35 protein-coding genes are annotated in these 21,034 nt (G+C 61.6%); 1 reads left to right on the top strand and 34 read right to left on the bottom strand.

The window, feature by feature from the left end; translation table 11 throughout:
- Positions 1-25: 25 nt before the first annotated feature.
- The 6 genes from NKH67_RS26195 to NKH67_RS26170 all read right to left on the bottom strand — a co-directional run bounded on the left by NKH67_RS26195 (position 26) and on the right by NKH67_RS26170 (position 5,084).
- The gene (locus tag NKH67_RS26195) at positions 26-364 is read right to left on the bottom strand and encodes a DUF190 domain-containing protein (protein WP_352451038.1); all 339 of its coding nucleotides are present in this window, start codon (positions 362-364) and stop codon (positions 26-28) included.
- Complete coding sequence (locus NKH67_RS26190) at positions 361-732, bottom strand: CrcB family protein (protein WP_352451039.1); 372 nt, start codon at positions 730-732, stop codon at positions 361-363. Before NKH67_RS26190 ends, NKH67_RS26195 begins: the two co-directional genes overlap by 4 nt.
- 125 nt (positions 733-857) lie before the next feature.
- Positions 858-1,244, bottom strand: coding sequence for a fluoride efflux transporter CrcB (gene crcB, locus NKH67_RS26185; RefSeq protein WP_352451040.1), 387 nt, complete (start codon positions 1,242-1,244; stop codon positions 858-860).
- A gap of 31 nt (positions 1,245-1,275) precedes the next feature.
- A complete protein-coding gene (locus NKH67_RS26180) occupies positions 1,276-2,106 on the bottom strand; it encodes an aspartyl/asparaginyl beta-hydroxylase domain-containing protein (RefSeq protein ID WP_352451041.1) in 831 nt (276 codons plus the stop codon).
- A 136-nt stretch (positions 2,107-2,242) separates the two neighbouring features.
- The gene (locus NKH67_RS26175; protein WP_352502953.1) at positions 2,243-3,553 is read right to left on the bottom strand and encodes a replication-associated recombination protein A; all 1,311 of its coding nucleotides are present in this window, start codon (positions 3,551-3,553) and stop codon (positions 2,243-2,245) included.
- Between the two features lie 43 nt (positions 3,554-3,596).
- Positions 3,597-5,084 carry a DegQ family serine endoprotease gene (locus NKH67_RS26170; protein WP_352502954.1) on the bottom strand — a complete coding sequence of 496 codons (1,488 nt, stop codon included), beginning with the start codon at positions 5,082-5,084 and terminating at the stop codon, positions 3,597-3,599.
- A 132-nt stretch (positions 5,085-5,216) separates the two neighbouring features.
- On the opposite strand from NKH67_RS26170, the gene NKH67_RS26165 reads away from it, so the two are divergent.
- Positions 5,217-5,843, top strand: a complete 627-nt coding sequence (locus tag NKH67_RS26165; RefSeq protein ID WP_352502955.1) for a hypothetical protein — start codon at positions 5,217-5,219, stop codon at positions 5,841-5,843.
- Between the two features lie 65 nt (positions 5,844-5,908).
- Here the strand turns inward: NKH67_RS26165 and rplQ are convergent, their stop codons facing one another.
- The 28 genes from rplQ to NKH67_RS26025 form a co-directional block, all read right to left on the bottom strand.
- Positions 5,909-6,340: a 50S ribosomal protein L17 gene (gene rplQ, locus NKH67_RS26160; RefSeq protein ID WP_023675127.1), complete on the bottom strand. Its 432-nt coding sequence runs from the start codon at positions 6,338-6,340 to the stop codon at positions 5,909-5,911.
- Positions 6,341-6,456: 116 nt separating this feature from the next.
- Complete coding sequence (locus tag NKH67_RS26155) at positions 6,457-7,467, bottom strand: DNA-directed RNA polymerase subunit alpha (RefSeq protein WP_023675128.1); 1,011 nt, start codon at positions 7,465-7,467, stop codon at positions 6,457-6,459.
- 104 nt (positions 7,468-7,571) lie between these two features.
- A complete protein-coding gene (gene rpsK, locus NKH67_RS26150) occupies positions 7,572-7,961 on the bottom strand; it encodes a 30S ribosomal protein S11 (protein ID WP_006205444.1) in 390 nt (129 codons plus the stop codon).
- Between the two features lie 140 nt (positions 7,962-8,101).
- On the bottom strand, positions 8,102-8,470 hold the full coding sequence (gene rpsM, locus NKH67_RS26145) for a 30S ribosomal protein S13 (protein WP_006205445.1): 369 nt from the start codon (positions 8,468-8,470) through the stop codon (positions 8,102-8,104).
- A 198-nt stretch (positions 8,471-8,668) separates the two neighbouring features.
- Complete coding sequence (locus NKH67_RS26140) at positions 8,669-9,280, bottom strand: adenylate kinase (RefSeq protein WP_352502956.1); 612 nt, start codon at positions 9,278-9,280, stop codon at positions 8,669-8,671.
- Complete coding sequence (gene secY, locus NKH67_RS26135; protein ID WP_352471807.1) at positions 9,277-10,617, bottom strand: preprotein translocase subunit SecY; 1,341 nt, start codon at positions 10,615-10,617, stop codon at positions 9,277-9,279. The genes NKH67_RS26140 and secY overlap by 4 nt, the downstream gene beginning before the upstream one ends.
- 191 nt (positions 10,618-10,808) lie before the next feature.
- Positions 10,809-11,282, bottom strand: coding sequence for a 50S ribosomal protein L15 (gene rplO / locus NKH67_RS26130; RefSeq protein ID WP_292660428.1), 474 nt, complete (start codon positions 11,280-11,282; stop codon positions 10,809-10,811).
- Between the two features lie 22 nt (positions 11,283-11,304).
- Positions 11,305-11,502: a 50S ribosomal protein L30 gene (rpmD, locus tag NKH67_RS26125; protein WP_006205449.1), complete on the bottom strand. Its 198-nt coding sequence runs from the start codon at positions 11,500-11,502 to the stop codon at positions 11,305-11,307.
- A 24-nt stretch (positions 11,503-11,526) separates the two neighbouring features.
- On the bottom strand, positions 11,527-12,090 hold the full coding sequence (gene rpsE / locus NKH67_RS26120) for a 30S ribosomal protein S5 (protein ID WP_006333394.1): 564 nt from the start codon (positions 12,088-12,090) through the stop codon (positions 11,527-11,529).
- A gap of 83 nt (positions 12,091-12,173) precedes the next feature.
- Positions 12,174-12,533 (bottom strand): 50S ribosomal protein L18, encoded by a 360-nt coding sequence (rplR, locus tag NKH67_RS26115; protein ID WP_023675132.1) that lies wholly within the window; start codon positions 12,531-12,533, stop codon positions 12,174-12,176.
- Positions 12,534-12,618: 85 nt separating this feature from the next.
- The gene (gene rplF, locus NKH67_RS26110; protein WP_352502957.1) at positions 12,619-13,152 is read right to left on the bottom strand and encodes a 50S ribosomal protein L6; all 534 of its coding nucleotides are present in this window, start codon (positions 13,150-13,152) and stop codon (positions 12,619-12,621) included.
- 89 nt (positions 13,153-13,241) lie between these two features.
- The gene (rpsH, locus tag NKH67_RS26105; RefSeq protein WP_006205453.1) at positions 13,242-13,640 is read right to left on the bottom strand and encodes a 30S ribosomal protein S8; all 399 of its coding nucleotides are present in this window, start codon (positions 13,638-13,640) and stop codon (positions 13,242-13,244) included.
- A gap of 12 nt (positions 13,641-13,652) precedes the next feature.
- Complete coding sequence (gene rpsN, locus NKH67_RS26100) at positions 13,653-13,958, bottom strand: 30S ribosomal protein S14 (RefSeq protein ID WP_352451046.1); 306 nt, start codon at positions 13,956-13,958, stop codon at positions 13,653-13,655.
- 27 nt (positions 13,959-13,985) lie between these two features.
- Positions 13,986-14,564, bottom strand: coding sequence for a 50S ribosomal protein L5 (gene rplE / locus NKH67_RS26095; RefSeq protein WP_008875670.1), 579 nt, complete (start codon positions 14,562-14,564; stop codon positions 13,986-13,988).
- The gene (gene rplX, locus NKH67_RS26090) at positions 14,557-14,871 is read right to left on the bottom strand and encodes a 50S ribosomal protein L24 (RefSeq protein WP_254817150.1); all 315 of its coding nucleotides are present in this window, start codon (positions 14,869-14,871) and stop codon (positions 14,557-14,559) included. Before rplX ends, rplE begins: the two co-directional genes overlap by 8 nt.
- Before the next feature lie 12 nt (positions 14,872-14,883).
- Positions 14,884-15,252, bottom strand: a complete 369-nt coding sequence (rplN, locus tag NKH67_RS26085) for a 50S ribosomal protein L14 (protein ID WP_006205457.1) — start codon at positions 15,250-15,252, stop codon at positions 14,884-14,886.
- An 82-nt stretch (positions 15,253-15,334) separates the two neighbouring features.
- A complete protein-coding gene (rpsQ, locus tag NKH67_RS26080; protein WP_023675136.1) occupies positions 15,335-15,574 on the bottom strand; it encodes a 30S ribosomal protein S17 in 240 nt (79 codons plus the stop codon).
- Positions 15,575-15,585: 11 nt separating this feature from the next.
- Positions 15,586-15,786 carry a 50S ribosomal protein L29 gene (gene rpmC / locus NKH67_RS26075; RefSeq protein WP_006205459.1) on the bottom strand — a complete coding sequence of 67 codons (201 nt, stop codon included), beginning with the start codon at positions 15,784-15,786 and terminating at the stop codon, positions 15,586-15,588.
- A gap of 13 nt (positions 15,787-15,799) precedes the next feature.
- Positions 15,800-16,213 (bottom strand): 50S ribosomal protein L16, encoded by a 414-nt coding sequence (gene rplP / locus NKH67_RS26070; RefSeq protein ID WP_006205460.1) that lies wholly within the window; start codon positions 16,211-16,213, stop codon positions 15,800-15,802.
- Positions 16,214-16,240: 27 nt separating this feature from the next.
- On the bottom strand, positions 16,241-16,966 hold the full coding sequence (rpsC, locus tag NKH67_RS26065; RefSeq protein ID WP_023675137.1) for a 30S ribosomal protein S3: 726 nt from the start codon (positions 16,964-16,966) through the stop codon (positions 16,241-16,243).
- Entirely contained in the window at positions 16,966-17,355 is a 390-nt protein-coding gene (rplV, locus tag NKH67_RS26060) for a 50S ribosomal protein L22 (protein ID WP_006205462.1), read from the bottom strand. The genes rpsC and rplV overlap by 1 nt, the downstream gene beginning before the upstream one ends.
- 2 nt (positions 17,356-17,357) lie before the next feature.
- A complete protein-coding gene (rpsS, locus tag NKH67_RS26055; protein WP_006205463.1) occupies positions 17,358-17,636 on the bottom strand; it encodes a 30S ribosomal protein S19 in 279 nt (92 codons plus the stop codon).
- 16 nt (positions 17,637-17,652) lie between these two features.
- Entirely contained in the window at positions 17,653-18,486 is an 834-nt protein-coding gene (gene rplB, locus NKH67_RS26050; RefSeq protein WP_023675138.1) for a 50S ribosomal protein L2, read from the bottom strand.
- A gap of 22 nt (positions 18,487-18,508) precedes the next feature.
- Positions 18,509-18,802: a 50S ribosomal protein L23 gene (locus NKH67_RS26045; RefSeq protein ID WP_023675139.1), complete on the bottom strand. Its 294-nt coding sequence runs from the start codon at positions 18,800-18,802 to the stop codon at positions 18,509-18,511.
- Entirely contained in the window at positions 18,799-19,419 is a 621-nt protein-coding gene (gene rplD / locus NKH67_RS26040; RefSeq protein WP_352502958.1) for a 50S ribosomal protein L4, read from the bottom strand. Before rplD ends, NKH67_RS26045 begins: the two co-directional genes overlap by 4 nt.
- The gene (rplC, locus tag NKH67_RS26035; RefSeq protein WP_352451050.1) at positions 19,419-20,147 is read right to left on the bottom strand and encodes a 50S ribosomal protein L3; all 729 of its coding nucleotides are present in this window, start codon (positions 20,145-20,147) and stop codon (positions 19,419-19,421) included. The genes rplD and rplC overlap by 1 nt, the downstream gene beginning before the upstream one ends.
- Positions 20,148-20,243: 96 nt before the next feature.
- On the bottom strand, positions 20,244-20,552 hold the full coding sequence (rpsJ, locus tag NKH67_RS26030; RefSeq protein ID WP_006205468.1) for a 30S ribosomal protein S10: 309 nt from the start codon (positions 20,550-20,552) through the stop codon (positions 20,244-20,246).
- 63 nt (positions 20,553-20,615) lie between these two features.
- On the bottom strand, positions 20,616-21,034 hold a 419-nt coding region (locus tag NKH67_RS26025; RefSeq protein WP_502893805.1), incomplete at its 5' end, for an EF-Tu C-terminal domain-related protein.

Here is a 21,034-nt window from a genome sequence, read left to right as displayed (position 1 = left end):
CGCCGGTACCCGCAATCTCACTCGCTTATTCGTTGTCGGTTCCATATTGCAGAACCTGAACTTTCTCCAGCGTAATCAAACCACTTGTCATGATTGTTTCAAGCACGGGCAGGAAAGCGGCCAATTTTTCCTCGTCATCGACGATCTCGATGACGAGTGGCAGATCCTCCGATAGGCGGAGGATCTTCGTGGTGTGAAGCCGGCTGGAATGGCCGAACCCCATCGCGCCGCGCAGGACGGTCGCGCCGGCTATCTGCATTTCGCGGGCCCTCAGCACAATAACCTCATACAGCGGACGGCCATCTGCCCTGTCGTTTTCGCCGATAAAGATGCGCAGCAATTGTGCCTGTGTTGGTATCTTCATTGCCTGGACCCTCTCAGCCGGTTGAGCCGAACTGCAAAGATGTGGCCAAGCCAGACGGCGGCAAGCCAGGCCACCACGGAGATCGCGATATTGAGTCCCGCCGCCACAAACCTCCCGCCTTGCGCGAGGATGAGTGTTTCAAGGCTGAAAGCGGAGAAGGTCGTCAGGCCGCCGCAGAAGCCGGCCATGAAGAATTGACGTTGCAGCGGACCGGCGAAGACGCGACCATCCGGTCCCGTCAATGTCGCGTAGAAGCCGATGAGGAACGAGCCAACAATATTGACGAGGAGCGTGCCGAAGGGAAATCCAGCGCCCCACAGGGCAGTGCTCGTCGATGAGGCAAGCGCCCGCAACACACCGCCGATCATGCTGCCTGCGGCCACGGTCGCATAGAGCCGAACCGTTTCGTTGGTTCTGCGACGGCCAATGAGGCGCGCCGCCTGCCCTGCCGCGGCAGCGTCCGTCCCGTCGTGGCGGAGCTTCCGCGGGCCGCTCACCGCGCCCCGCTGCCAATCAGAAGACTTCCGGCGGCAAAGCCCAGCGTCACGCCGCCGAGGCTTAGAAAAACCGAAAGCAGCACATTTCCGCCGGCGCGCCGCCATTCGCCCTCGCGCGCCAGCGCCAGCGTCTGCAGGCTGAAGGAAGAAACCGTGGTATAGCAGCCGAGGCCGCCGGTAACGGTAAAGGCCCAGATGGCGGGCATGCCGTCGCGCGCCACCGCATGCGCAACGACGCCGATTGCAAACGCTCCCGAGACATTGACGGCCATAGTGCCCCAGGGAAAGGTCTCGCCGACCCGGCGGGCGACGAAGCCGGACAGGAAGAAGCGGGCCATTGCACCGATCGCGCCACCAAGGCAGACAAGCAACAGATGATACATCGTGCTCCCTCGCGCCGGTCACACCATGGTGTCAGGCGGCTCCGGCCTTCTTCGGCTTGCTGGAGCCGATCATCTTCCAGTTCTTGTAGAACATGGCATTGATGCGCTCGACGCTGACCGAAACGATGGCGAGAAGAGCGGCAATCATGCCGGGAAATGGCGATGGCCGGATGATGTCCATGAACACGCAGTAGCGGCGCCCATCATATTCGTTGACCGATCGGTGCAGCAGCGTGTCGTCGAAAATATAGAGCGGATTGTCGTGCCAGTAGTTCCTGGCGTTGTTGCACTCGACGAAAACCTCGGCCTTCACCGGGAGAAGATTGTAGAGAATGCGCAGGCTGAGCCGCAGCGGTCCGAAATGCCAGGAGGTCGATTCCCTGCCCCTAAACACCGACACGGCGATGGTCTTGATGTATTTGAAATCCTTGTTGAATTCGGCAACGTTGTCGATTTTGTGCTTGCCATACCACTGGTAGACATACATGCCGCGCCGGCCGCTGCCGAAATTGGCGTCGATATCGGCGATGATCTCGTCCTTGCGCGCTTTGAAGACGTCCAGAACCTCGTTGACCTCACGCTGATAGTCCGGAGGAAACTGGTCCAGTTTCCAGACACCGCGGTTTCTGTAGCACAGCAGATCGACCAGCAGATTGAAGGGCGAAAGCAGCCAGGTGAAGATGCCGTTGCCGAGGAAATAACCACTGAACAGGGCCCAGTTCTTGTTGTCGTTGCGCAACACGTCGATCAGGCCGAGGACAATGAAAATTGTCGTCAGGATGGGAATGAAATAGAAGCCGAGCGCCAGCAGCGGGATCGCTATGGCGAACTTCCGGAGGGTCTTGCGAGTTCTTTTTGTCATTTTTCCACGCGCCAGGCGCGATTCCGTTCTGAATATCGTCGGTACGTTTCTGGCCTGTCCGCCGGCCGAAGGCGCACCTTGATAGGGTTTTTTATCCCGCCAGACAACGGCGATCACACCAGTGTGCGACTGGCAGCTACTTTTCCCGCTCGCTGCGCAGCTTCGCCCAATAATCCAGCCGCTTCCTGATATCGCGCTCGAAGCCGCGCTCGGGCGGGTCGTAGAATGTCTGCCTTCCCATCTTCTCCGGAAAATAGTCCTGGCCGGAAAAAGCGTCGGGCTCGTCGTGGTCGTAGCGATAGCCGGCGCCGTAATCTTCCTGTTTCATCAGCTTGGTCGGAGCATTGAGAATGTGCTTGGGCGGCAGCAGCGAACCGAATTCCTTCGCTGCCTGTGTGGCAGCCTTGAACGCGGTATAAACTGCATTGGATTTCGGCGCGGTGGCGAGATAGACGGTCGCCTCGGCGAAGGCCAGTTCGCCCTCGGGCGAGCCCAGATAGTCGTAGGCGTCCTTGGCGGCGTTAGCGACGACGAGCGCCTGCGGGTCGGCCAGCCCGATATCCTCCATCGCCATGCGCACCAACCGGCGCCCGAGATAAAGCGGATCTTCGCCGGCGTCGAACATGCGGGCGAGATAGTAGAGTGCCGCGTCGGGGTCGGAGCCGCGCACCGATTTGTGCAAGGCGGAGATCAAATTGTAGTGGCCGTCCTGTCCCTTGTCGTAGATCGGCGCGCGGCGCTGGACGATGCGCTGCAGAGCTTCGGCGCCGAACACCTCCTTTGATTTCGCTGCGCGCCAGACCTCTTCGGCGAGCGTCAGCGCCGCGCGGCCGTCGCCGTCGCTCATGCGGATGAGCATCGCCCGCGCGTCTTCATCGAGCGGCAGCGGCCTGCCCTCTGCCTGTTCGGCCCGCGCCAGCAGCTTGGCAATACTGTCCTCGCCGAGTGAGTGAAAGACCAGCACGCGCGCGCGCGACAAAAGCGCGGCGTTAAGCTCGAAGGACGGATTCTCCGTGGTGGCGCCGACCAGCACGACGGTGCCGTCTTCCATCACGGGCAGAAAACTGTCCTGCTGGGCGCGGTTGAATCGATGGATCTCGTCGACGAACAGCAGCGTCTGGCGGCCGTTCGAGCGGCGCAGCTTCGCTGCCTCGAACACTTTCTTCAGGTCGGCAACGCCGGAAAACACCGCCGATATCTGTTCGAAGGCGAGGCTTGTCTCGCCGGCAAGCAGCCGTGCGACCGTGGTCTTGCCAGTGCCGGGCGGGCCCCAGAAAATCATCGAGCCGAGCGAGCCGGAACCGATCAGCCGCGTCAGCGCGCCGTCGGGTCCGGTCAGATGCTCCTGGCCGACGACCTCGCCAAGGTTCTTCGGGCGCAGACGGTCCGCCAGCGGCCTGCCGGGCGGCGTCTTTTCCGGTTCGTCGACACTGAACAGATCGGCCATGCAACTTCTTCTGCCTGGAGCCCGATCATGCTGACGGTCGGGCTCAGTAACGCAACACCTGGCGCAGTATCTGCCCGCCCCGCTCGACGGTAAAGCGCCACCAGCGCGTATCCTGCTGGGCTACCTGCTCCAAGGTCGCCGCCTTGTCGATCGTCAGGCCATTGACCTCACGCACGATGTCCCCTGGCTGGAAGCCAAAATCGGCAGCGGGCGAATCGCGGTTGATGTCGACCACGGTGACGCCTTTGACATCGGTGCGCAGACCGAGCCGTTGGGCAAGCCGTGGCGACAGTTCAGCGACTTTGGCACCCGAAAACGGGCTACGCCCGCGCAATGTGAGCTCCGCAGCCTTGGCGCCTTCGGGCGGTCGTTCCAGGGCGATGTCCATCGTCGCCTGCTGACCCTTGCTCAGGACGCCGAAGCTGGCATTCGTACCAATCGACAGCGTCGCCATGCGGTAGTCCAGCGCCCCGACGCTCTCGACCGGCTTGCCGTTGAGCGACAGCACCACGTCGCCAGGCTTGAGCCCTGCCTTGGCCGCGGGTCCCGCCTCTTCGACCGAAGAAACCAGCGCACCGGTCGGTTTGTCAATGCCGAGCGATTCGGCAATCTGCGGCGTCACCGCCTCGAACTCGGCACCGGCATACGGCCGCTCGAAGAAGTCGAGCCCGGCCTTAGCCGCGTCGGCGAAGGCGCGAACCATGTTCGAAGGGATGGCAAAGCCGATGCCGATCGAGCCGCCGCTACGGCTATAGATCGCCGTGTTGATGCCGATCAGCTGCCCTCCCATGTTGACCAGCGCGCCACCGGAATTGCCGGGGTTGATGGCGGCGTCGGTCTGGATGAAGAAGCTGGAATCGGAGACGCCGATATGGCTGCGCGCCACCGCCGAAATGATGCCGCTGGTGGTGGTCTGGCCGACACCGAACGGATTGCCGATCGCCAGCACCAGATCACCGACCTCGAGCGCGTCGGAATCGCCGATAGCGATCACCGGGAACGGCTTGTCAGAAGAAATCTTGAGCACGGCGAGGTCGAGCGTCTCATCCTTGAGCAGCACCTTGCTGTCGAATTCGCGCCCGTCGGCGGTCGCTACCTTGACCTGGTCAGCGTTCTTGACGACGTGGAAATTGGTGACCACGACGCCGGTGGGATCGACCAGCACCCCCGAACCGAGCGAAGACTGCGCGCGCGGCTGCGAACGGCCGAAGAACTCCTCGAAGAACGGATCGCCGTCGAAGGGCGACGTCACCTTGGCGGTTTGCGAGGCGTAGACATTGACCACGGCCGGCGCTGTCTGCTTGACCAGCGGCGCGAAGGACAGTTGCACCTCCTCGCGGCCGAACGGCACGCGCTTGTCGGGGCCGGAAGTGGCGTTTTCGCCTTCGACGCCATGCAATAGATCCGTCAGCACGTCGGACAAACCGGGGTCTGGCTTGTTCTCCTCCGCTAGCGCGTGCCTGGCCGCCGGCACGATGGCCAGCGCCATCAAGGCGCAGATCAGAACAAGGGACAGCCGTTTAACGCGCATTCCGAATCCTCCAAGTCGGGCGCCATTGTCCTGACGATTGTGCAAAATGAAAGGCTAAGCCGCTGAAATCCGATTATTTTGGGCGGCAAAGCGGTTATAGGTCGAGGTGAAACCGGAAAGCCGTGTCGGCAAATGAAAAAACAGCTCGTTTCATTCCGTGATTTTTTGGTGACCGGCACTTTGGGGCCTGTGTACCCCGGCATGAAGATGATCGAAATTGCCAAGGTTCTTGGTGCGCCGGACGGCTGGCTGACCGAGTATGCGGAGGCGGTGCCCGAGTACTGGTTTTACGGAACGCTTGAGGCCTCGTTCGACAAAGACCCGCCACATGTGCTGAATTGGTTTCAGATCGAACATGTGTATGAAATTCGCGGCAAGAGCAAACGAATAACAGACGAATTTGCTCTTTCAATGGATGGGTTCGACAGCAGAACAAAGCCATCGGAATTCCTGGACGCGGGCCTGTGGACACCAGAAGAGGCTATGGTGTTCTACGTCGCATCGATGAATGATATCGACCTGAATATCTGCGCGGGTCCCATTCAGATTTATTTCCGCGTTGATACTGACTTCATCAAAGATCGGGACGCCGAAAAATATCTGAACGGCGTGACTGTGTCCCAATTGATACGCGATATCGATCATCGAACGGAGGTCGACAGCATTTATTCTTATTCATTTCCGGCAATCAAGAGGATAACAAATGCGATTGATTGGAAGTCAATAGGCGGAAGAGACTACCTCAACGTTGCGAGGTAAGAGGTCGCAAATCAACGAAAAAGGGGCCCTCGGGCCCCTTAAACTCTCTCGGGAAAAACCAAGCCTTATGCGGCTGCGGCTTCCTCTTCGGTGCCTTCGGCCTCGATGCGGGCACGGTCGCCGGCGCCCTTGGCCGAGGTGTCGCGGTCGACGAATTCGATGACCGCCATTGCGGCATTGTCACCGTGGCGGAAGCCGGCCTTCATGATGCGCAGATAGCCGCCGTTGCGGGTGGCGTAACGCGGCGCGATGGTATCGAACAGGCGCTTGACGACGCCTTCATTGCCGATCTGGGCAATAACCTGGCGGCGGGCGTGCAGGTCGCCGCGCTTGCCGAGCGTCACCAGCTTTTCGACGATCGGACGCAAATCCTTCGCCTTCGGCAGCGTGGTGAGGATCTGCTCGTGCTCGATAAGCGACACGGCAAGGTTGGCAAACATCGACTTGCGATGGCTTATGCTGCGGGCGAACCGGCGGCCTTTAAAACCGTGGCGCATGGCTCTTCTCCTTCATTGCGGTTTCAAGAGGCCTGAGCCTCAGTTGGTTAGCCGCATGATCTTGTCCGAAAAGTCTGCAACTTTTTGCTGCGCTGACCTTCGGTTCGGGATCATGCTTAATATTGATCTTCGTAACGCTTGGCGAGGTCTTCGATGTTTTCCGGCGGCCAGTCCGGCACTTCCATGCCGAGATGAAGGCCCATCGCCGCCAGGACTTCCTTGATCTCGTTCAGCGATTTGCGGCCGAAGTTCGGGGTGCGCAGCATCTCGGCTTCGGTCTTCTGGATCAGATCGCCGATATAGACGATGTTATCGTTCTTCAGGCAGTTGGCCGAACGCACCGAAAGCTCGAGTTCGTCGACCTTCTTGAGCAGCGCCGGGTTGAAGGCAAGCTCGGTAACCTGTTCGGCAGCGACTTCCTTCTGCGGCTCGTCGAAATTGACGAACAGGCCGAGCTGGTCCTGCAGGATGCGAGCGGCGAAGGCCACCGCGTCCTCGCCCGAAATCGAACCGTCGGTCTCGATGGTCATGGTCAGCTTGTCATAGTCGAGAACCTGGCCCTCGCGGGTGTTCTCGACCTTGTAGGAGACCTTCTTGACCGGCGAATACAGGCTGTCGACGGGGATCAGCCCGATCGGCGCGTCCTCGGCGCGGTTACGGTCGGCCGGCACATAGCCCTTGCCGGTATCGACGGTGAATTCCATGCGGATTTCAGCGCCTTCGTCCAGCGTGCAGATGACGTGGTCGGGATTGAGGATCTCGACGTCGCCGACCGTCTGGATGTCGCCGGCGAGAACCGCGCCCGGTCCCTGCTTGCGGACGACCATGCGCTTGGGGCCGTCGCCTTCCATGCGGATGGCGATTTCCTTGATGTTCAAAACGATGTCGGTCACGTCCTCGCGGACGCCGGCGATGGACGAGAATTCATGCAGAACGCCGTCGATCTGCACAGCGGTTACAGCCGCGCCACGCAGCGAAGACAGAAGCACGCGGCGCAGCGCGTTGCCTAGGGTGAGGCCGAAGCCGCGCTCGAGCGGCTCGGCGACCAGCGTGGTCAGCGTCTTCTTCTTCGACGAGAACTCGATCTTGTTCGGCTTGATCAGTTCTTGCCAATTTTTCTGGATCATAGTGCTTTCCTTCCGTTGTCCCGCCACCATCCAATCGTGGCGGGCGACCTGGAATGCCGTGGAGGAGCGCCCTTGAGGCGCTCGCGCGGCGTTCGGTAAATTCTTTAGACGCGGCGCTTCTTGCGCGGGCGGCAGCCATTATGGGGGATCGGCGTCACATCACGGATCGAGGTGATGGTGAAGCCTGCTGCCTGCAGTGCGCGCAGCGCCGATTCACGACCGGAGCCGGGTCCACAGACCTCGACCTCGAGCATGCGCATGCCGTGTTCCTGAGCCTTCTTGGCAACATCTTCGGCAGCCATTTGGGCAGCGAAAGGGGTCGACTTGCGCGATCCCTTGAAGCCCTGGGCTCCGGCCGACGACCAGGCAATCGAATTGCCCTGTGCGTCGGTGATGGTGATCATCGTGTTGTTGAAGGTCGAATTGACGTGGGCAACGCCCGACGAGATATTCTTGCGTTCGCGACGGCGAACACGAGCGGCTTCCTTGGCCATGATAGTCCTTTCAGTTGATCTCTACACCGCCGTAATGCCAGCGGCTCCACCAGGGAGAAGGCAGTAGGGGAATATGGCAGTAGGGCAGTATGTCTGCCGTCCCTATTGCCTTACTGCCCTACCCCCCTTACTGCCCTAAATTACTTCTTCTTTCCGGCAATCGACTTGGCCGGGCCCTTACGGGTGCGCGCATTGGTGTGCGTGCGCTGGCCACGAACCGGCAGCGAGCGACGGTGACGCAGGCCGCGGTAGCAGCCGAGGTCCATGAGCCGCTTGATGTTCATCGACACTTCGCGGCGCAGGTCGCCCTCGACCTGGTAGTCGCGGTCGATGGTCTCGCGGATCTGCAGCACTTCCGCGTCGGTCAGTTGGTTGACGCGGCGCTCGGCCGGGATGCCGACCTTGTCGACGATCTCCTGGGCGAACTTCTTGCCAATGCCATGAATGTATTGAAGCGCAATGACAACGCGCTTGTTGGTCGGAATGTTCACGCCGGCTATACGAGCCATGTTCTTCTCTTCTCCATATAGGCCGGGCGAGCCGGCGCTTCAAGTTGCCCCGCGTCCGGTGGAGGCCGGCCCTTGCGGGAGTTTCCAGTTCAAAGCGGCCTGCCTTGCCCTTGCGGACAAGCAAGCCTCATGCCTGATAGGAAGACGGGCCGCCATACCCCAGCGGACCGCTCCAGTCAAGCGCAATCGTTCGATTCTCTAGCCGGCCGCCTGGCCAACTGTCTGGGTCGTTGCCCTGAGCACCGCCTCGATCTGCTGCGTCACCGCATCGATGTCGGCCATGCCATCGACGCCCCTGAGTTTGCCCTTGGCGTAGTAGTAACCGATCAGCGGCGAGGTTTTCTTGTAATATTCCCTCAAGCGTTCTTCGAACACCGCTGGACTGTCGTCCTTGCGCACCGGCAGGCCTGCGGCCTTGGCTTCTTCGGCGCGCTTGACGATTCGGCCAACCAGCGCCTTGTCATCGACGACAAATTCGATGACCGCATCTAGCTCCAGTCCGCGATCCGACAGCATTTCCTCAACGGCGTCCGCTTGCACCAGAGTTCGGGGATACCCGTCAAGGATGAAGCCGTTTGCGCAATCAGCTTGATCGATGCGCTCGGCCACAATGGCGTTGACGATAGCGTCGGACACCAGTTCGCCAGCGTCCATCACCGCTTTGGCGCGCTTGCCGACTTCGGTGCCGGCCTGGACAGCAGCACGCAGCATGTCCCCCGTGGAAAGCTGTGGGATGCCGTGTCGTTCTACCAGTCTCAGTGCTTGTGTCCCCTTGCCCGCCCCCGGCGGTCCAAGCAATATCAACCTCATCTGGCCTTTTTCCCCCCGCGCAGCTTCGACTTCTTGATCAGGCCCTCATACTGGTGCGCGATCAGGTGACCCTGAATCTGCGCCACCGTATCGAGCGTTACACTGACCACGATCAGGAGCGAAGTGCCACCAAGGTAGAACGGTACGCCAGTCGCTGAAATCAGGAACTCGGGCAGCAGACACACCAGCACCAGATAGATGGCGCCGACGACGGTGATGCGGGTGAGCACATAGTCAATATAGTCCGCGGTGCGCTCGCCCGGGCGATAGCCCGGGATGAAGCCCGAATGCTTCTTCAATTGGTCCGCGGTGTCCTTTGGGTTGAAGACGATCGCCGTGTAGAAGAAGGCGAAGAACACGATCATCGCCGCGTAGAAGGCCATGTAGAGCGGCTGGCCATGACCGAGCGACGCCAGGATGGTGCTGGCCCAAGCGGGCATGTTCGTCGTCTGCGAGAAACCGGCGACGGTCGCCGGCAGCAGCAATAGCGACGAAGCGAAGATCGGCGGAATGACGCCGGATGTGTTGAGCTTCAGCGGCAAATGCGAGGTATCGCCCTGGAACATGCGATTGCCGACCTGGCGCTTGGGGTACTGAATCAGCAGGCGGCGCTGGGCGCGCTCGAAAAAGACGATCAGGCCGATAACGATAATGGCGAGCACGATGATCGCCAGGATCAGGCCGGTCGACAGCGCTCCGGTGCGGCCTAGCTCCAAGGTACCGGAGATGGCGCGCGGCAGGCCGGCGACAATGCCGGAGAAGATGATCAGCGAAATGCCGTTGCCGATGCCGCGGGCGGTGATCTGCTCGCCGAGCCACATCAGGAACATGGTGCCGCCGACCAGCGTGACGACGGTCGAGATGCGGAAAAAGATGCCGGGATCGTTGACGATGCCGTTTCCGCCCTCGAGCCCGACCGAAATGCCGTAGGCCTGGACCAGCGCCAGAAGCACGGTCCCGTAGCGCGTATACTGGTTGATAATCTTGCGGCCCTGCTCGCCTTCCTTCTTCAGCGCTTCCAGCGACGGAATGACCGAGGTCATAAGCTGCATGATGATGGAGGCGGAGATATAGGGCATGATGCCGAGGGCAAAGATCGCCATGCGCTGCACGGCACCGCCTGCAAACATATTGAACATGCCAAGCACGCCCTTGCTCTGCGACGAGAAGGCGTGGGCAAAGGCGTCCGGATTGATGCCGGGCAGCGGGATATAGGTGCCAAGACGGTAGACGAGCAGCGCGCCGATGGTGAACCAGATGCGCTTCTTCAGATCCTCGGCTTTGGCGAAGGCCGAAAAATTCAGATTCGAGGCTAGTTGTTCAGCAGCCGAAGCCATGCCTGATTCTCCGCTTGGTCACGCTCGATGCCCGCAGCTCAGGCGGCGCGTGTCACCGAAACTCACGAGATAAGCTCCGGACTGCAAACATGCAAGCGGCCGCGTTGATGCGGCCGTCACATCTGTCGGATCAAAGCACAACCGCAGGCAAAACCGAATTCCACCTTTGCCGGCCGTGCTTCAAATTGCCGTTACTCGGCGGCTGCCTTCTCAGGCAGCTTCACCGAGCCGCCGGCCTTTTCGATCTTCTCGATCGCGGCCTTGGAGGCTCCGGCCACGTCGAAGGCAAGCTTGGCCTTGATGTCGCCGTCTGAAAGGATGCGCACGCCGTCCTTGACGCGACGGATGACGCCAGCCGCAACCAGCGCCTCGGCCGTTACAACTGTCTTGGCGTCGAGCTTCTTGGCATCGAGCGCCGCCTGGATGCGGGCCAGCGACACGACGGTGAAGCTCTTGGCGAAGATATTGTTGAAGCCGCGCTTCGGCAGGCGGCGGTAGAGCGGCATCTGGCCACCCTCGAAGCCGTTGACGGCGACGCCGGAGCGCGCCTTCTGGCCCTTGACGCCGCGACCGGCGGTCTTGCCCGAACCGGAGCCGATGCCACGGCCGAGACGCTTCTTGGAGTGCGTCGCGCCGTCCTTGTCACGCAGATCATTGAGTTTCATCTGGGTTCTCCTGCGCTCTGGTTCAGCCCTCGTCCACGACGCGGACGAGATGCTGGACGGCAGCGATCATGCCGCGCACCGAGGGCGTATCCTCCAGCGTGCGCTGCTTGTGCATCTTGTTGAGGCCGAGGCCGACCAGCGTTGCGCGCTGCTCCTTCGGCCGGCGGATCGGCGAACCGATCTGCTCGACGGTGATGGTCTTGGTTGCTTTCTTGGCCATGGTCAAATCCCTGGTCAGCGTCGACTATTCTTCAGCCGCAACGGCGGTGCCGCGGCGGGCCTGAAGGGTCGAATACTTGATGCCGCGCGCGGCAGCCACATCCTTCGGATGCATCTGGCTCTTCAGCGCGTCGAACGTGGCACGAACCATGTTGTAGGGGTTCGAAGAACCCATCGACTTGGCGACCACGTCATGCATGCCGAGCGTTTCGAAAACGGCGCGCATCGGGCCGCCGGCGATGATGCCGGTACCTTGCTTGGCGGCGCGCAGCAGAACGCGTCCCGCACCCCAGCGTCCCTCGACGTCGTGGTGCAGCGTGCGGCCTGAGCGCAGCGGCACGAAGATCATGTCGCGCTTGGCCGATTCGGTCGCCTTGCGGATCGCCTCCGGCACTTCGCGCGCCTTGCCGTGGCCGAAGCCGACGCGGCCCTTCTGGTCGCCGACGACAACAAGTGCCGCAAAGCCGAAGCGCCGGCCGCCCTTGACGACTTTGGCGACACGGTTGATGTGGACGAGCTTGTCGACCATGCCGTCGTCGCGCTCTTCGCGATCACGGCCGCGGCCGCCATCCCTACGTTCCTGTGCCATATCCTGTTCCTTGTTTTTTTCCGGAAGCACGGTTGATGATGATATCCGGCGCCTCTGTGGGTGGCCGGGGGCGAATTTCGTTTTTAGAAGCTCAGACCACCTTCACGGGCAGCCTCGGCAAGCGCCTTGACACGGCCGTGGTAGATGTAGGCGCCGCGGTCGAAGACGACTTCCTTGACGCCGGCCTTCGAGGCACGCTCGGCGATCAGCTTGCCGATGGCAGCGGCGGCCGCGGTGTCGGCGCCGGTCTTGAGCGAGCCCTTGAGCTCCTTCTCGAGCGTCGAAGCAGCCGCGATCGTGTGGCCCTTGGCGTCATCGATCACCTGGACGTAGATGTTCTTCGATGTGCGATGGACCGACAAGCGCGGACGATCGCCGGCAACCTTCTTGATCTGGCGGCGGACGCGCTGGGCGCGGCGTTGGGTGGATTCTTTCGAGCCCATGATATCAGTTCCTTGCCTTCAAAAAACGGGGGCAACCATATGCGGTAGGACAAGCCTCCCGCGACCGCTCCCCGCGGCGTTAAAATTACTTCTTCTTGCCTTCCTTGCGGACGATCTTCTCGCCGGCATAGCGGACACCCTTGCCCTTGTAGGGCTCGGGGCTGCGATACTCGCGGATCTCGGCGGCAACCTGGCCGACCTGCTGCTTGTCGATGCCGGTCACCATGATTTCCGTCGGCTTCGGCACCGAAATCGTCACGCCCTGCGGCGTCTCGTAGACGACGTCATGGCTGAAGCCGAGCGCCAGCTGCAGGTTCTTGCCCTGCATGGCGGCACGATAGCCGACGCCGGTGATCTCGAGCTTCTTTTCGAAGCCGTCCTTGACGCCCTGCAGGATGTTGACGATCTGCGTGCGTGACATGCCCCACTTGGAACGGGCAGTCTTGGTCTGGTCGCGCGGCTGGACAGCGATCTCGCTGCCTTCCATCTTGACCAGCACTTCGTCGTTCACCACGAACTTCAGCTCGCCCTTCGGACCCTTCGCCGTCACGGTCTGGCCGTTGACGGTCGCGGTCACGCCCTGCGGCAGCGAAACGGGTTTCTTTCCAATACGAGACATTTTGTTGTCCTCGTCACTTCTCTTGTTTCAGGTCTCGGCTTTCGGGACTAGATCCCGAAAACCTGTTTCCAACCGGGTCACATACCAGATCAGAAGATCTGGCAGAGGATTTCCCCGCCGACATTCTGTTCACGCGCTTCGTGGTCGGCCATCACGCCCTTCGGCGTCGAAAGGATGGCGATGCCGAGGCCGTTGGCGACGTGCGGTATCGACTTGGCCGAAACGTAGACGCGGCGGCCGGGCTTCGAGACCCGAGCGATTTCGCGCACCACCGGCGCACCATCGAAATACTTCAGCTCGATCTCGATTTCGGACTTGCCGTTGTCGAAGTCGGTCTGGCTGTAGTCGCGGATATAGCCTTCCGCCTTCAGCACGTCGAGGACGCGGGTACGCAGGCGCGAGGCCGGCGTCGAAACGCTCGACTTCTTGCGGCCATACGCGTTGCGGATGCGGGTCAGCATATCGCCGAGAGGATCGCTCAATGACATGTTATGTCCTCCTTACCAGCTCGACTTGACCAGGCCCGGGATCTGGCCGTTATTGCCGAGATCACGAAGCGCGATACGCGATACTTTGAGCTTGCGATAATAGGCACGCGGACGTCCGGTGACTTCGCAGCGGTTGCGGATGCGGGTCTTGGCCGAGTTGCGCGGCAGCGCCGAAAGCTTCAGCTGGGCGCGGAAGCGCTCTTCCATCGGCTTGGACTGATCCATGATGATCGCCTTGAGCACCTCGCGCTTGGCAGCGAACTGGTCCGCAAGCTTGCGGCGCCTGTTGTTCTTCTCGACTGAGCTGGTCTTTGCCATTTCAGATTTTTCCTTTTCTCGCTGCCGTTACTGGCGGAAGGGGAAGTTGAAGGCCTTGAGCAATGCCCTGGCTTCGTCGTCCGTCTTCGCAGTCGTACAAACGATGACGTCCATGCCCCAGATCTGATCAACCTTGTCGTAGTTGATCTCCGGAAACACGATGTGTTCCTTGATGCCCATGGCATAGTTGCCACGGCCATCGAAGCTCTTCGGATTAAGTCCGCGGAAGTCGCGGACGCGCGGCAGTGCGATGTTCACGAGGCGGTCGAGGAACTCGTACATGCGTTCCTTGCGCAGCGTGACCTTGGCGCCGATCGGCATCTTCTCGCGGACCTTGAAGCCGGCGATCGAGTTGCGGGCGCGGGTGACGACGGCCTTCTGGCCGGCGATCATCGCAAGGTCTTCCGCCGCGATCGAAGGCTTCTTCGAATCGCCGGTCGCCTCGCCGACGCCCATGTTCAGCACGATCTTGTCGATGCGCGGAACCTGCATCTCGTTCTCGTAGCCGAACTGCTCCTGCAGCGCCTTGCGGATGGTCTCGTTGTAGACCTGCTTGAGGCGCGGCGTGTTCTGGGCAGTTGCCTGCTTGGTTTGAGCCTTAGCCATTGATGACTTCTCCCGAGCGCTTGGCGACGCGCACCTTCTTGCCGTCCTTCTGGAAGATGAAGCCGACGCGGGTCGGCTTGCCATCCTTAGGGTCGGCCAGCGCGATGTTCGACAGCTGGATCGGCGCTTCCTTGGTGATGATCCCGCCCTCTTGGGACTGGGACTGCTTCTGGTGACGACGGATCAGGTTGACGCCGCGCACCAGCGCGGTGTCGTCCTTCGGCTGTACCGAGAGGACTTCGCCCGAACGGCCCTTGTCCTTGCCGGCCAGCACGACGACCTTGTCGCCTTTTCTAATCTTCTGCATTGGTCCGGCTCCTTACAGCACTTCAGGCGCGAGCGAGATGATCTTCATGTGGTTCTTGGCGCGGAGTTCGCGCGGAACCGGTCCGAAGATACGCGTGCCGATCGGCTCTTTCTTGTTGTCGACGAGAACGGCTGCGTTCTTGTCGAAACGGATCACGCTGCCGTCCGGGCGGCGGATGTCCTTGGCCGTGCGAACCACGACCGCCTTCATCACATCGCCCTTCTTGACGCGGCCGCGCGGGATGGCTTCCTTGATCGACACCACGATGATGTCGCCCACGGAAGCGTATTTCCGCTTCGAGCCGCCCAGCACCTTGATGCACATGACACGACGGGCGCCGGAATTATCCGCGACGTCGAGGTTTGTTTGCATCTGAATCATGACTGGCCGCCTTCTTCTTTTCTAACGGGACGGGTTTCTCACCCCTCCCCGGTCTGTCCAAAATTCGTTTCGTTGGCCCTGATCAGGCCTGGTCCGAAGACACCACGACCCAGCGCTTGTCCTTGGAAATCGGCTTCGATTCCTGGATGAACACCTGATCGCCGACCTTGTGGGCGTTGTTCTCGTCGTGCGCCTTGTACTTCTTGGTCATGCGCACGGTCTTCTTCATCACGGGATGCGTGAAGCGCCGTTCGACCTTGACGACAACCGTCTTCTCGTTCTTGTCGCTGACGACGGTGCCCTGCAGAATGCGCTTTGGCATGGTTTTCGTCCTTAAGCCTTCTTGGCCGCGGACTTTTCCGCAGCGATGGTCTTGATACGCGCAATGTCCTTGCGGACCTGCCTCACGCGCGCGGTCTTCTCAAGCTGGCCGGTGGCCTTCTGAAAGCGCAGGTTGAACTGCTCCTTCTTCAGGCTGGCCAGGTCGTCGGTCAGCTGGTCCTGGGTCTTGGTCCGGATGTCTTCGGCTTTCATGATCAGCCCGTCCTTATTCTGCGATGCGCTGTACGAAGCGCGTCCTGACCGAGAGCTTGGCCGCGCCGAGACGCAGCGCCTCACGGGCGGTTTCCTCGTTGACGCCGTCGATCTCGAACATGATGCGGCCCGGCTTGACGCGTGCCGCCCAGTAGTCGACCGCGCCCTTGCCCTTACCCATACGGACTTCGGTCGGCTTCGACGTCACCGGCACGTCCGGGAAGATACGGATCCACACGCGGCCGGCACGCTTCATCTCGCGGGTGATCGCGCGGCGGGCCGCCTCGATCTCACGCGCGGTGACGCGGTTCGGCTCAAGCGCCTTCAGCCCGAAACCACCGAAATCCAGGTTGGTGCCGCCCTTGGCGGTACCGTGGATGCGGCCCTTGAACTGCTTGCGGAACTTTGTGCGCTTTGGCTGCAGCATCGTTCTAACTCCAAATTCCTAAATGTCTTACGCGTTTTCGCGACGGCGACCGCGTTCGCGCTCACCACCACCGCCATGCGCATGATCGCCCTCGGTGGCGCGGCGCTCCGAAGCCATCGGGTCGTGCTCGAGGATTTCGCCCTTGAACACCCAGACCTTGACGCCGCAGATGCCGTAGGCCGTATTCGCCTCGGCCGTGCCGTAGTCGACGTCGGCACGCAGCGTATGCAGCGGCACGCGGCCTTCGCGATACCATTCCATGCGCGCGATCTCGGCGCCGCCGAGACGGCCGGCGCAGTTGATGCGGATGCCTTCGGCACCGAGGCGCATCGCCGACTGCACGGCACGCTTCATGGCGCGGCGGAACGCGATGCGGCGCTCGAGCTGCTGGGCGATCGACTGGGCGACCAAGGTCGCGTCGATCTCCGGCTTGCGCACTTCGACGATGTTCAGATGCGTCTCGGACTTGGTCATCTCCATTAGCTTCTTGCGAAGCTTCTCGATGTCGGCGCCCTTCTTGCCGATGATCAGGCCCGGACGCGCCGCATGGATGGTGACGCGGCACTTCTTGTGCGGACGCTCGATCACGACTTTCGAGATCGCAGCCTGCTTGAGTTCCTTCTCAAGATATTTGCGGATCTTGATGTCCTCGTGCAGCAGCTTGCCGTACTCGCCGGTGTTCGCGAACCAGCGCGAATCCCAGGTGCGGTTGATGCCGAGACGCAGACCGATCGGATTGACTTTCTGGCCCATTATGCGGCCTCCCCTTTTTCTTCGACTTCACGAACGACGATCGTGAGGTGCGAGAACGGCTTCTCGATACGGCTGGCGCGCCCACGGCCACGGGCATGGAACCGCTTCATGACGATCGACTTGCCGACATAGGCTTCCGCCACGATCAGCGCATCGACGTCGAGGTCGTGGTTGTTTTCCGCGTTGGCGATCGCCGATTCCAGCGTCTTCTTGACCGTGCCGGAAATCCGCTTGGCCGAGAATTCGAGGTCGGAAAGCGCTGTCGCGACCTTCTTGCCGCGGATCAGCGCGGCAACCAGGTTCAGCTTCTGCGGGCTGATACGGATCGTGCGCAACACGGCGCGCGCTTCGTTGTCAGCAAGCCTGCGCGGAGCTTTGGCCTTGCCCATGATTATTTCCTCTTCGCCTTCTTATCCGCGCCGTGACCGTAATAGGTCCGGGTCGGAGCGAATTCACCGAACTTGTGACCGACCATGTCCTCGTTCACCGAGACGGGAACGTGCTTCTGGCCGTTGTAGACACCGAAGGTGAAGCCGACGAACTGCGGCAGGATGGTGGAGCGGCGGCTCCACATCTTGATCACCTCATTGCGACCACCTTCACGAACCTTGTCCACCTTCTTCAGAAGGTAGCCGTCGATGAAGGGGCCTTTCCAAATCGAACGAGTCACTTGGCGTTACCTCTTCTTAGCTCTTGCGCTGATGGCGCGAGCGCAGGATGAACTTGTCGGTCGCCTTGTTGGACCGCGTCTTCTTGCCCTTGGTCGGCTTGCCCCAGGGCGAAACCGGATGGCGGCCACCCGACGTGCGGCCTTCGCCGCCGCCATGTGGATGGTCGACCGGGTTCATGGTCACGCCGCGATTGTGCGGACGTTTGCCGCGCCACACGGTGCGGCCTGCCTTGCCGTCATTGATGTTGCCGTGGTCCGGGTTGGACACGGCGCCGACAGTGGCCATGCAGGAGCCGTGGACGACACGCTGCTCGCCCGAATTGAGGCGCAGGATCGCCATGCCCTGGTCGCGGCCGACGAGCTGGCCATAACCGCCGGCCGAACGGGCGACCTGAGCGCCCTTGCCGGGCTTCAGCTCGATATTGTGGACGATCGTGCCGACCGGCATCGAGGCCAGCGGCATCGCGTTGCCCGGCTTCACGTCGACCGATTCACCGGCCACGATCTTGTCGCCGGGAGCCAGACGCTGCGGGGCGATGATGTAGGACAGCTCGCCATCGTCATACTTGATCAGCGCGATGAAGGCGGTGCGGTTCGGATCGTACTCGATGCGCTCGACCGTGCCGACGACGTCGAACTTGCGGCGCTTGAAGTCGATGATGCGGTAGGTGCGCTTGTGACCGCCGCCGATGAAGCGGGCTGTGATGCGGCCGTAATTGTTGCGGCCGCCCGACTTGGTCAGGCCTTCGGTCAGGCCCTTGACGGGCTTGCCCTTGTAGAGGCCCGACCGATCGACGATGACCAGCTGACGGGTGCTCGGCGTTACCGGGTTGAATTTTTTCAGTGCCATTGTTCTGTCCTCGCGACCTTGCTCAGAGACCCGTCGCGACGTCGATCGACTGGCCTTCGGCCAGCGTCACAACCGCCTTCTTGACGTCGCTCTGGCGGCCGATCGTGCCGCGGAAGCGCTTGATCTTGCCCTTGCGGACAAGCGTGTTCACGGCCATCACCTTGACGCCGAACAGCGCTTCGACGGCGGCCTTGATTTCCGGCTTCGACGCCTTCTTGGCGACGTTGAAGACGACCTGGTTCTGCTCGGAAGCCATGGTCGACTTTTCGGTGATCGCCGGCGAGACGATCACGTCGTAATGACGAAGGTCGGTCATTTGAAGCGCTCCTCGAGAGCCTTGACGGCGGCCTTGGAAAGGACCAGCGTGCCGCGGCGCAGAATGTCGTAGACGTTGATGCCCTGGATGGGCAGCACGTCGATGTTCGGGATGTTGGTCGCTGCCAGCTTGAAGTTCTTGTCAAGCTCGGCGCCGCCAATCACCAGGGCGTTGCTCAGGCCCAGCGTCGCGAAATTCGCGATCAGCGCCTTGGTCTTGGCCTCGGTCAGCTTCAGCTCGTCGATGATGATGATCGACGCGCTCTTGGCCTTGGCCGAAAGCGCATGCTTCAGGCCGAGCGCACGCACCTTCTTAGGCAGATCGTGCTCGTGGCTGCGCACGACCGGGCCATGGGCCTTGCCACCGCCGCGGAACTGCGGAGCGCGAGCCGAATGGTGACGGGCGCGGCCCGTACCCTTCTGCTTGTACATCTTGGCGCCGGTGCGGGCGATTTCCGCGCGACCCTTGGCCTTGTGCGTGCCCTGCTGCTTCTTGGCAAGCTGCCAGCGCACGACGCGCTGCAGGATGTCCTCACGCGGATCGAGGCCGAAAATCTCTTCGGAGAGCTTCAGCTTGCCGGCGTCCTTGCCGCCAAGCGTTGTAATCTTGAGGTCCATTATTCCGCTCCCTCTGTGGCCGGGGCCTCGTTCGTGGCGGCACCGTCAGTCGCAAGGGCGCGGATCGCGGCGGGCTTCGGCGCATTGGCCGGAAGCGCCACCTTGGCCGCGTCGCGGACCAGGATCCATGCACCCTTCGAACCCGGGACCGCACCGCGGATCAGGATCAGGCCGCGATCGGCGTCGGTCGAGACGACCTCGACATTCTGCGTGGTGACGCGGGTGTCGCCCATGTGGCCGGCCATATGCTTGCCCTTGAACACCTTGCCCGGATCCTGGCGCTGGCCGGTCGAGCCGTGTGTACGGTGCGACACCGAGTTGCCGTGCGTTGCGCGGCCGCCACCCATGTGGTGCCGCTTGATGACGCCCTGGAAGCCCTTGCCGATCGTGGTGCCCGTCACATCGACCTTCTGGCCGACGACGAAGTGCTCGACGGTGATCTCGGCGCCAACATCGATCATGTTGTCGGCAGAGACGCGAAACTCGGCAACCTTGGCCTTGGGCTCGACGGAAGCGGTCGCGAAATGGCCGCGCATCGCCTTCGACGTGTTCTTCACCTTGGCAAGGCCAACGCCGAGCTGGACGGCGGTATAGCCGTTCTTCTCCTGCGTGCGCTGCGCCACGACCTGGCAGTTCTCCATCTGGAGAACAGTGACGGGAACATGTTCCCCGGCATCGTTGTAGATGCGGGTCATTCCCACCTTCTTTGCAATCACACCTGAACGCATCGGTTCAATTCCTTTAGAGTTCCCTGTCGGGGCTGTCGCCCCTCCACGCCTCTTGTTCCTTCAGAGTTCCGGGTCGCCCCGCTGACCTCTGGTTCCTTACAGCTTGATCTCGACGTCGACACCGGCGGCCAGGTCGAGCTTCATCAAAGCATCGACCGTCTGCGGGGTCGGGTCGACGATGTCGAGCAGACGCTTGTGCGTGCGCATCTCGAACTGCTCGCGGCTCTTCTTGTCGACGTGAGGCGACCGGTTGACCGTGAACTTTTCGATCCGCGTCGGCAGCGGAATGGGGCCGCGGACGTTGGCGCCGGTGCGCTTGGCGGTCGACACGATTTCCCGTGTCGAGGCGTCGAGCACCCGGTGATCAAACGCCTTCAGGCGGATGCGGATATTCTGTCCGTTCATGCGTCACTTCCTTGTTCTGGCGCGGCGCGGGCAGCGCCCGCGACAGATCGGTTTAAGTCCAAATTACTCTGTGATGGTGACGACGATGCCGGCACCGACGGTGCGGCCGCCTTCACGGATGGCGAAGCGCAGCTTCTCTTCCATGGCGATCGGCACGATCAGCTCGACATCGACGGTGATGTTGTCGCCCGGCATCACCATCTCGGTGCCTTCCGGCAGCGACACGATGCCGGTCACGTCCGTCGTGCGGAAATAGAACTGCGGACGGTAGTTGGTGAAGAACGGCGTGTGGCGGCCGCCCTCGTCCTTGGTCAGGATGTAGGCTTCGGCAACGAACTTCTTGTGCGGCTTGACGGTGCCGGGCTTGGCCAGGACCTGGCCGCGCTCGACGCCTTCACGGTCGACACCGCGCAGCAGCGCGCCGATGTTGTCGCCGGCCTGGCCCTGGTCGAGCAGCTTGCGGAACATCTCGACGCCCGTGC

It is taken from the genome of Mesorhizobium sp. M0968 (genome assembly GCF_040319065.1).
Lineage (GTDB): Bacteria > Pseudomonadota > Alphaproteobacteria > Rhizobiales > Rhizobiaceae > Mesorhizobium.
Note: the sequence above shows the minus strand (reverse complement) of the source record. Positions and strands in the feature narration are given on the sequence as shown.

Bases quoted from the DNA above. Each gene is read 5' to 3' on its own strand.
- rplC (WP_352451050.1), bottom strand. From the start codon at position 20,147: ATGCGTTCAGGTGTGATTGCAAAGAAGGTGGGAATGACCCGCATCTAC.
- rplQ (WP_023675127.1), bottom strand. From the start codon at position 6,340: ATGCGCCACGGTTTTAAAGGCCGCCGGTTCGCCCGCAGCATAAGCCAT.
- NKH67_RS26190 (WP_352451039.1), bottom strand. From the start codon at position 732: ATGATCGGCGGTGTGTTGCGGGCGCTTGCCTCATCGACGAGCACTGCC.
- rpsN (WP_352451046.1), bottom strand. From the start codon at position 13,958: ATGGCAAAGACCAGCTCAGTCGAGAAGAACAACAGGCGCCGCAAGCTT.
- secY (WP_352471807.1), bottom strand. From the start codon at position 10,617: ATGGCTTCGGCTGCTGAACAACTAGCCTCGAATCTGAATTTTTCGGCC.
- rpsQ (WP_023675136.1), bottom strand. From the start codon at position 15,574: ATGCCAAAGCGCATTCTGCAGGGCACCGTCGTCAGCGACAAGAACGAG.
- NKH67_RS26140 (WP_352502956.1), bottom strand. From the start codon at position 9,280: ATGAGGTTGATATTGCTTGGACCGCCGGGGGCGGGCAAGGGGACACAA.
- crcB (WP_352451040.1), bottom strand. From the start codon at position 1,244: ATGTATCATCTGTTGCTTGTCTGCCTTGGTGGCGCGATCGGTGCAATG.
- rplE (WP_008875670.1), bottom strand. From the start codon at position 14,564: ATGGCTAAGGCTCAAACCAAGCAGGCAACTGCCCAGAACACGCCGCGC.
- rpsC (WP_023675137.1), bottom strand. From the start codon at position 16,966: ATGGGCCAGAAAGTCAATCCGATCGGTCTGCGTCTCGGCATCAACCGC.
- rplD (WP_352502958.1), bottom strand. From the start codon at position 19,419: ATGGACCTCAAGATTACAACGCTTGGCGGCAAGGACGCCGGCAAGCTG.
- NKH67_RS26155 (WP_023675128.1), bottom strand. From the start codon at position 7,467: ATGATCCAGAAAAATTGGCAAGAACTGATCAAGCCGAACAAGATCGAG.
- NKH67_RS26165 (WP_352502955.1), top strand. From the start codon at position 5,217: ATGAAAAAACAGCTCGTTTCATTCCGTGATTTTTTGGTGACCGGCACT.
- rpsE (WP_006333394.1), bottom strand. From the start codon at position 12,090: ATGGCACAGGAACGTAGGGATGGCGGCCGCGGCCGTGATCGCGAAGAG.
- rpsM (WP_006205445.1), bottom strand. From the start codon at position 8,470: ATGGCTCGTATAGCCGGCGTGAACATTCCGACCAACAAGCGCGTTGTC.
- rplB (WP_023675138.1), bottom strand. From the start codon at position 18,486: ATGGCACTGAAAAAATTCAACCCGGTAACGCCGAGCACCCGTCAGCTG.
- rplR (WP_023675132.1), bottom strand. From the start codon at position 12,533: ATGGGCTCGAAAGAATCCACCCAACGCCGCGCCCAGCGCGTCCGCCGC.
- NKH67_RS26175 (WP_352502953.1), bottom strand. From the start codon at position 3,553: ATGGCCGATCTGTTCAGTGTCGACGAACCGGAAAAGACGCCGCCCGGC.
- rplN (WP_006205457.1), bottom strand. From the start codon at position 15,252: ATGATTCAGATGCAAACAAACCTCGACGTCGCGGATAATTCCGGCGCC.
- NKH67_RS26195 (WP_352451038.1), bottom strand. From the start codon at position 364: ATGAAGATACCAACACAGGCACAATTGCTGCGCATCTTTATCGGCGAA.
- NKH67_RS26180 (WP_352451041.1), bottom strand. From the start codon at position 2,106: ATGACAAAAAGAACTCGCAAGACCCTCCGGAAGTTCGCCATAGCGATC.
- rplF (WP_352502957.1), bottom strand. From the start codon at position 13,152: ATGTCTCGTATTGGAAAGAAACCCGTTTCGCTGCCGCAGGGCGTGACC.
- NKH67_RS26045 (WP_023675139.1), bottom strand. From the start codon at position 18,802: ATGACCGACCTTCGTCATTACGACGTGATCGTCTCGCCGGCGATCACC.
- rpsJ (WP_006205468.1), bottom strand. From the start codon at position 20,552: ATGAACGGACAGAATATCCGCATCCGCCTGAAGGCGTTTGATCACCGG.
- rplV (WP_006205462.1), bottom strand. From the start codon at position 17,355: ATGGGCAAGGCCAAAGCTCCGCGCAGGCTTGCTGACAACGAAGCGCGC.
- rplX (WP_254817150.1), bottom strand. From the start codon at position 14,871: ATGCAGAAGATTAGAAAAGGCGACAAGGTCGTCGTGCTGGCCGGCAAG.
- NKH67_RS26170 (WP_352502954.1), bottom strand. From the start codon at position 5,084: ATGCGCGTTAAACGGCTGTCCCTTGTTCTGATCTGCGCCTTGATGGCG.
- rpmC (WP_006205459.1), bottom strand. From the start codon at position 15,786: ATGAAAGCCGAAGACATCCGGACCAAGACCCAGGACCAGCTGACCGAC.
- rpmD (WP_006205449.1), bottom strand. From the start codon at position 11,502: ATGGCCAAGAAAGCAACCAAGACCATCACCGTCGAGCAGATCGGTTCG.
- rplP (WP_006205460.1), bottom strand. From the start codon at position 16,213: ATGCTGCAGCCAAAGCGCACAAAGTTCCGCAAGCAGTTCAAGGGCCGC.
- rpsH (WP_006205453.1), bottom strand. From the start codon at position 13,640: ATGTCATTGAGCGATCCTCTCGGCGATATGCTGACCCGCATCCGCAAC.
- rpsK (WP_006205444.1), bottom strand. From the start codon at position 7,961: ATGGCCAAGGAAGCCGCTCGTGTTCGCCGTCGCGAACGCAAGAATATC.
- rplO (WP_292660428.1), bottom strand. From the start codon at position 11,282: ATGAAACTCAATGATCTGCGTGACAAGGACGGCGCGACGCACTCCAAG.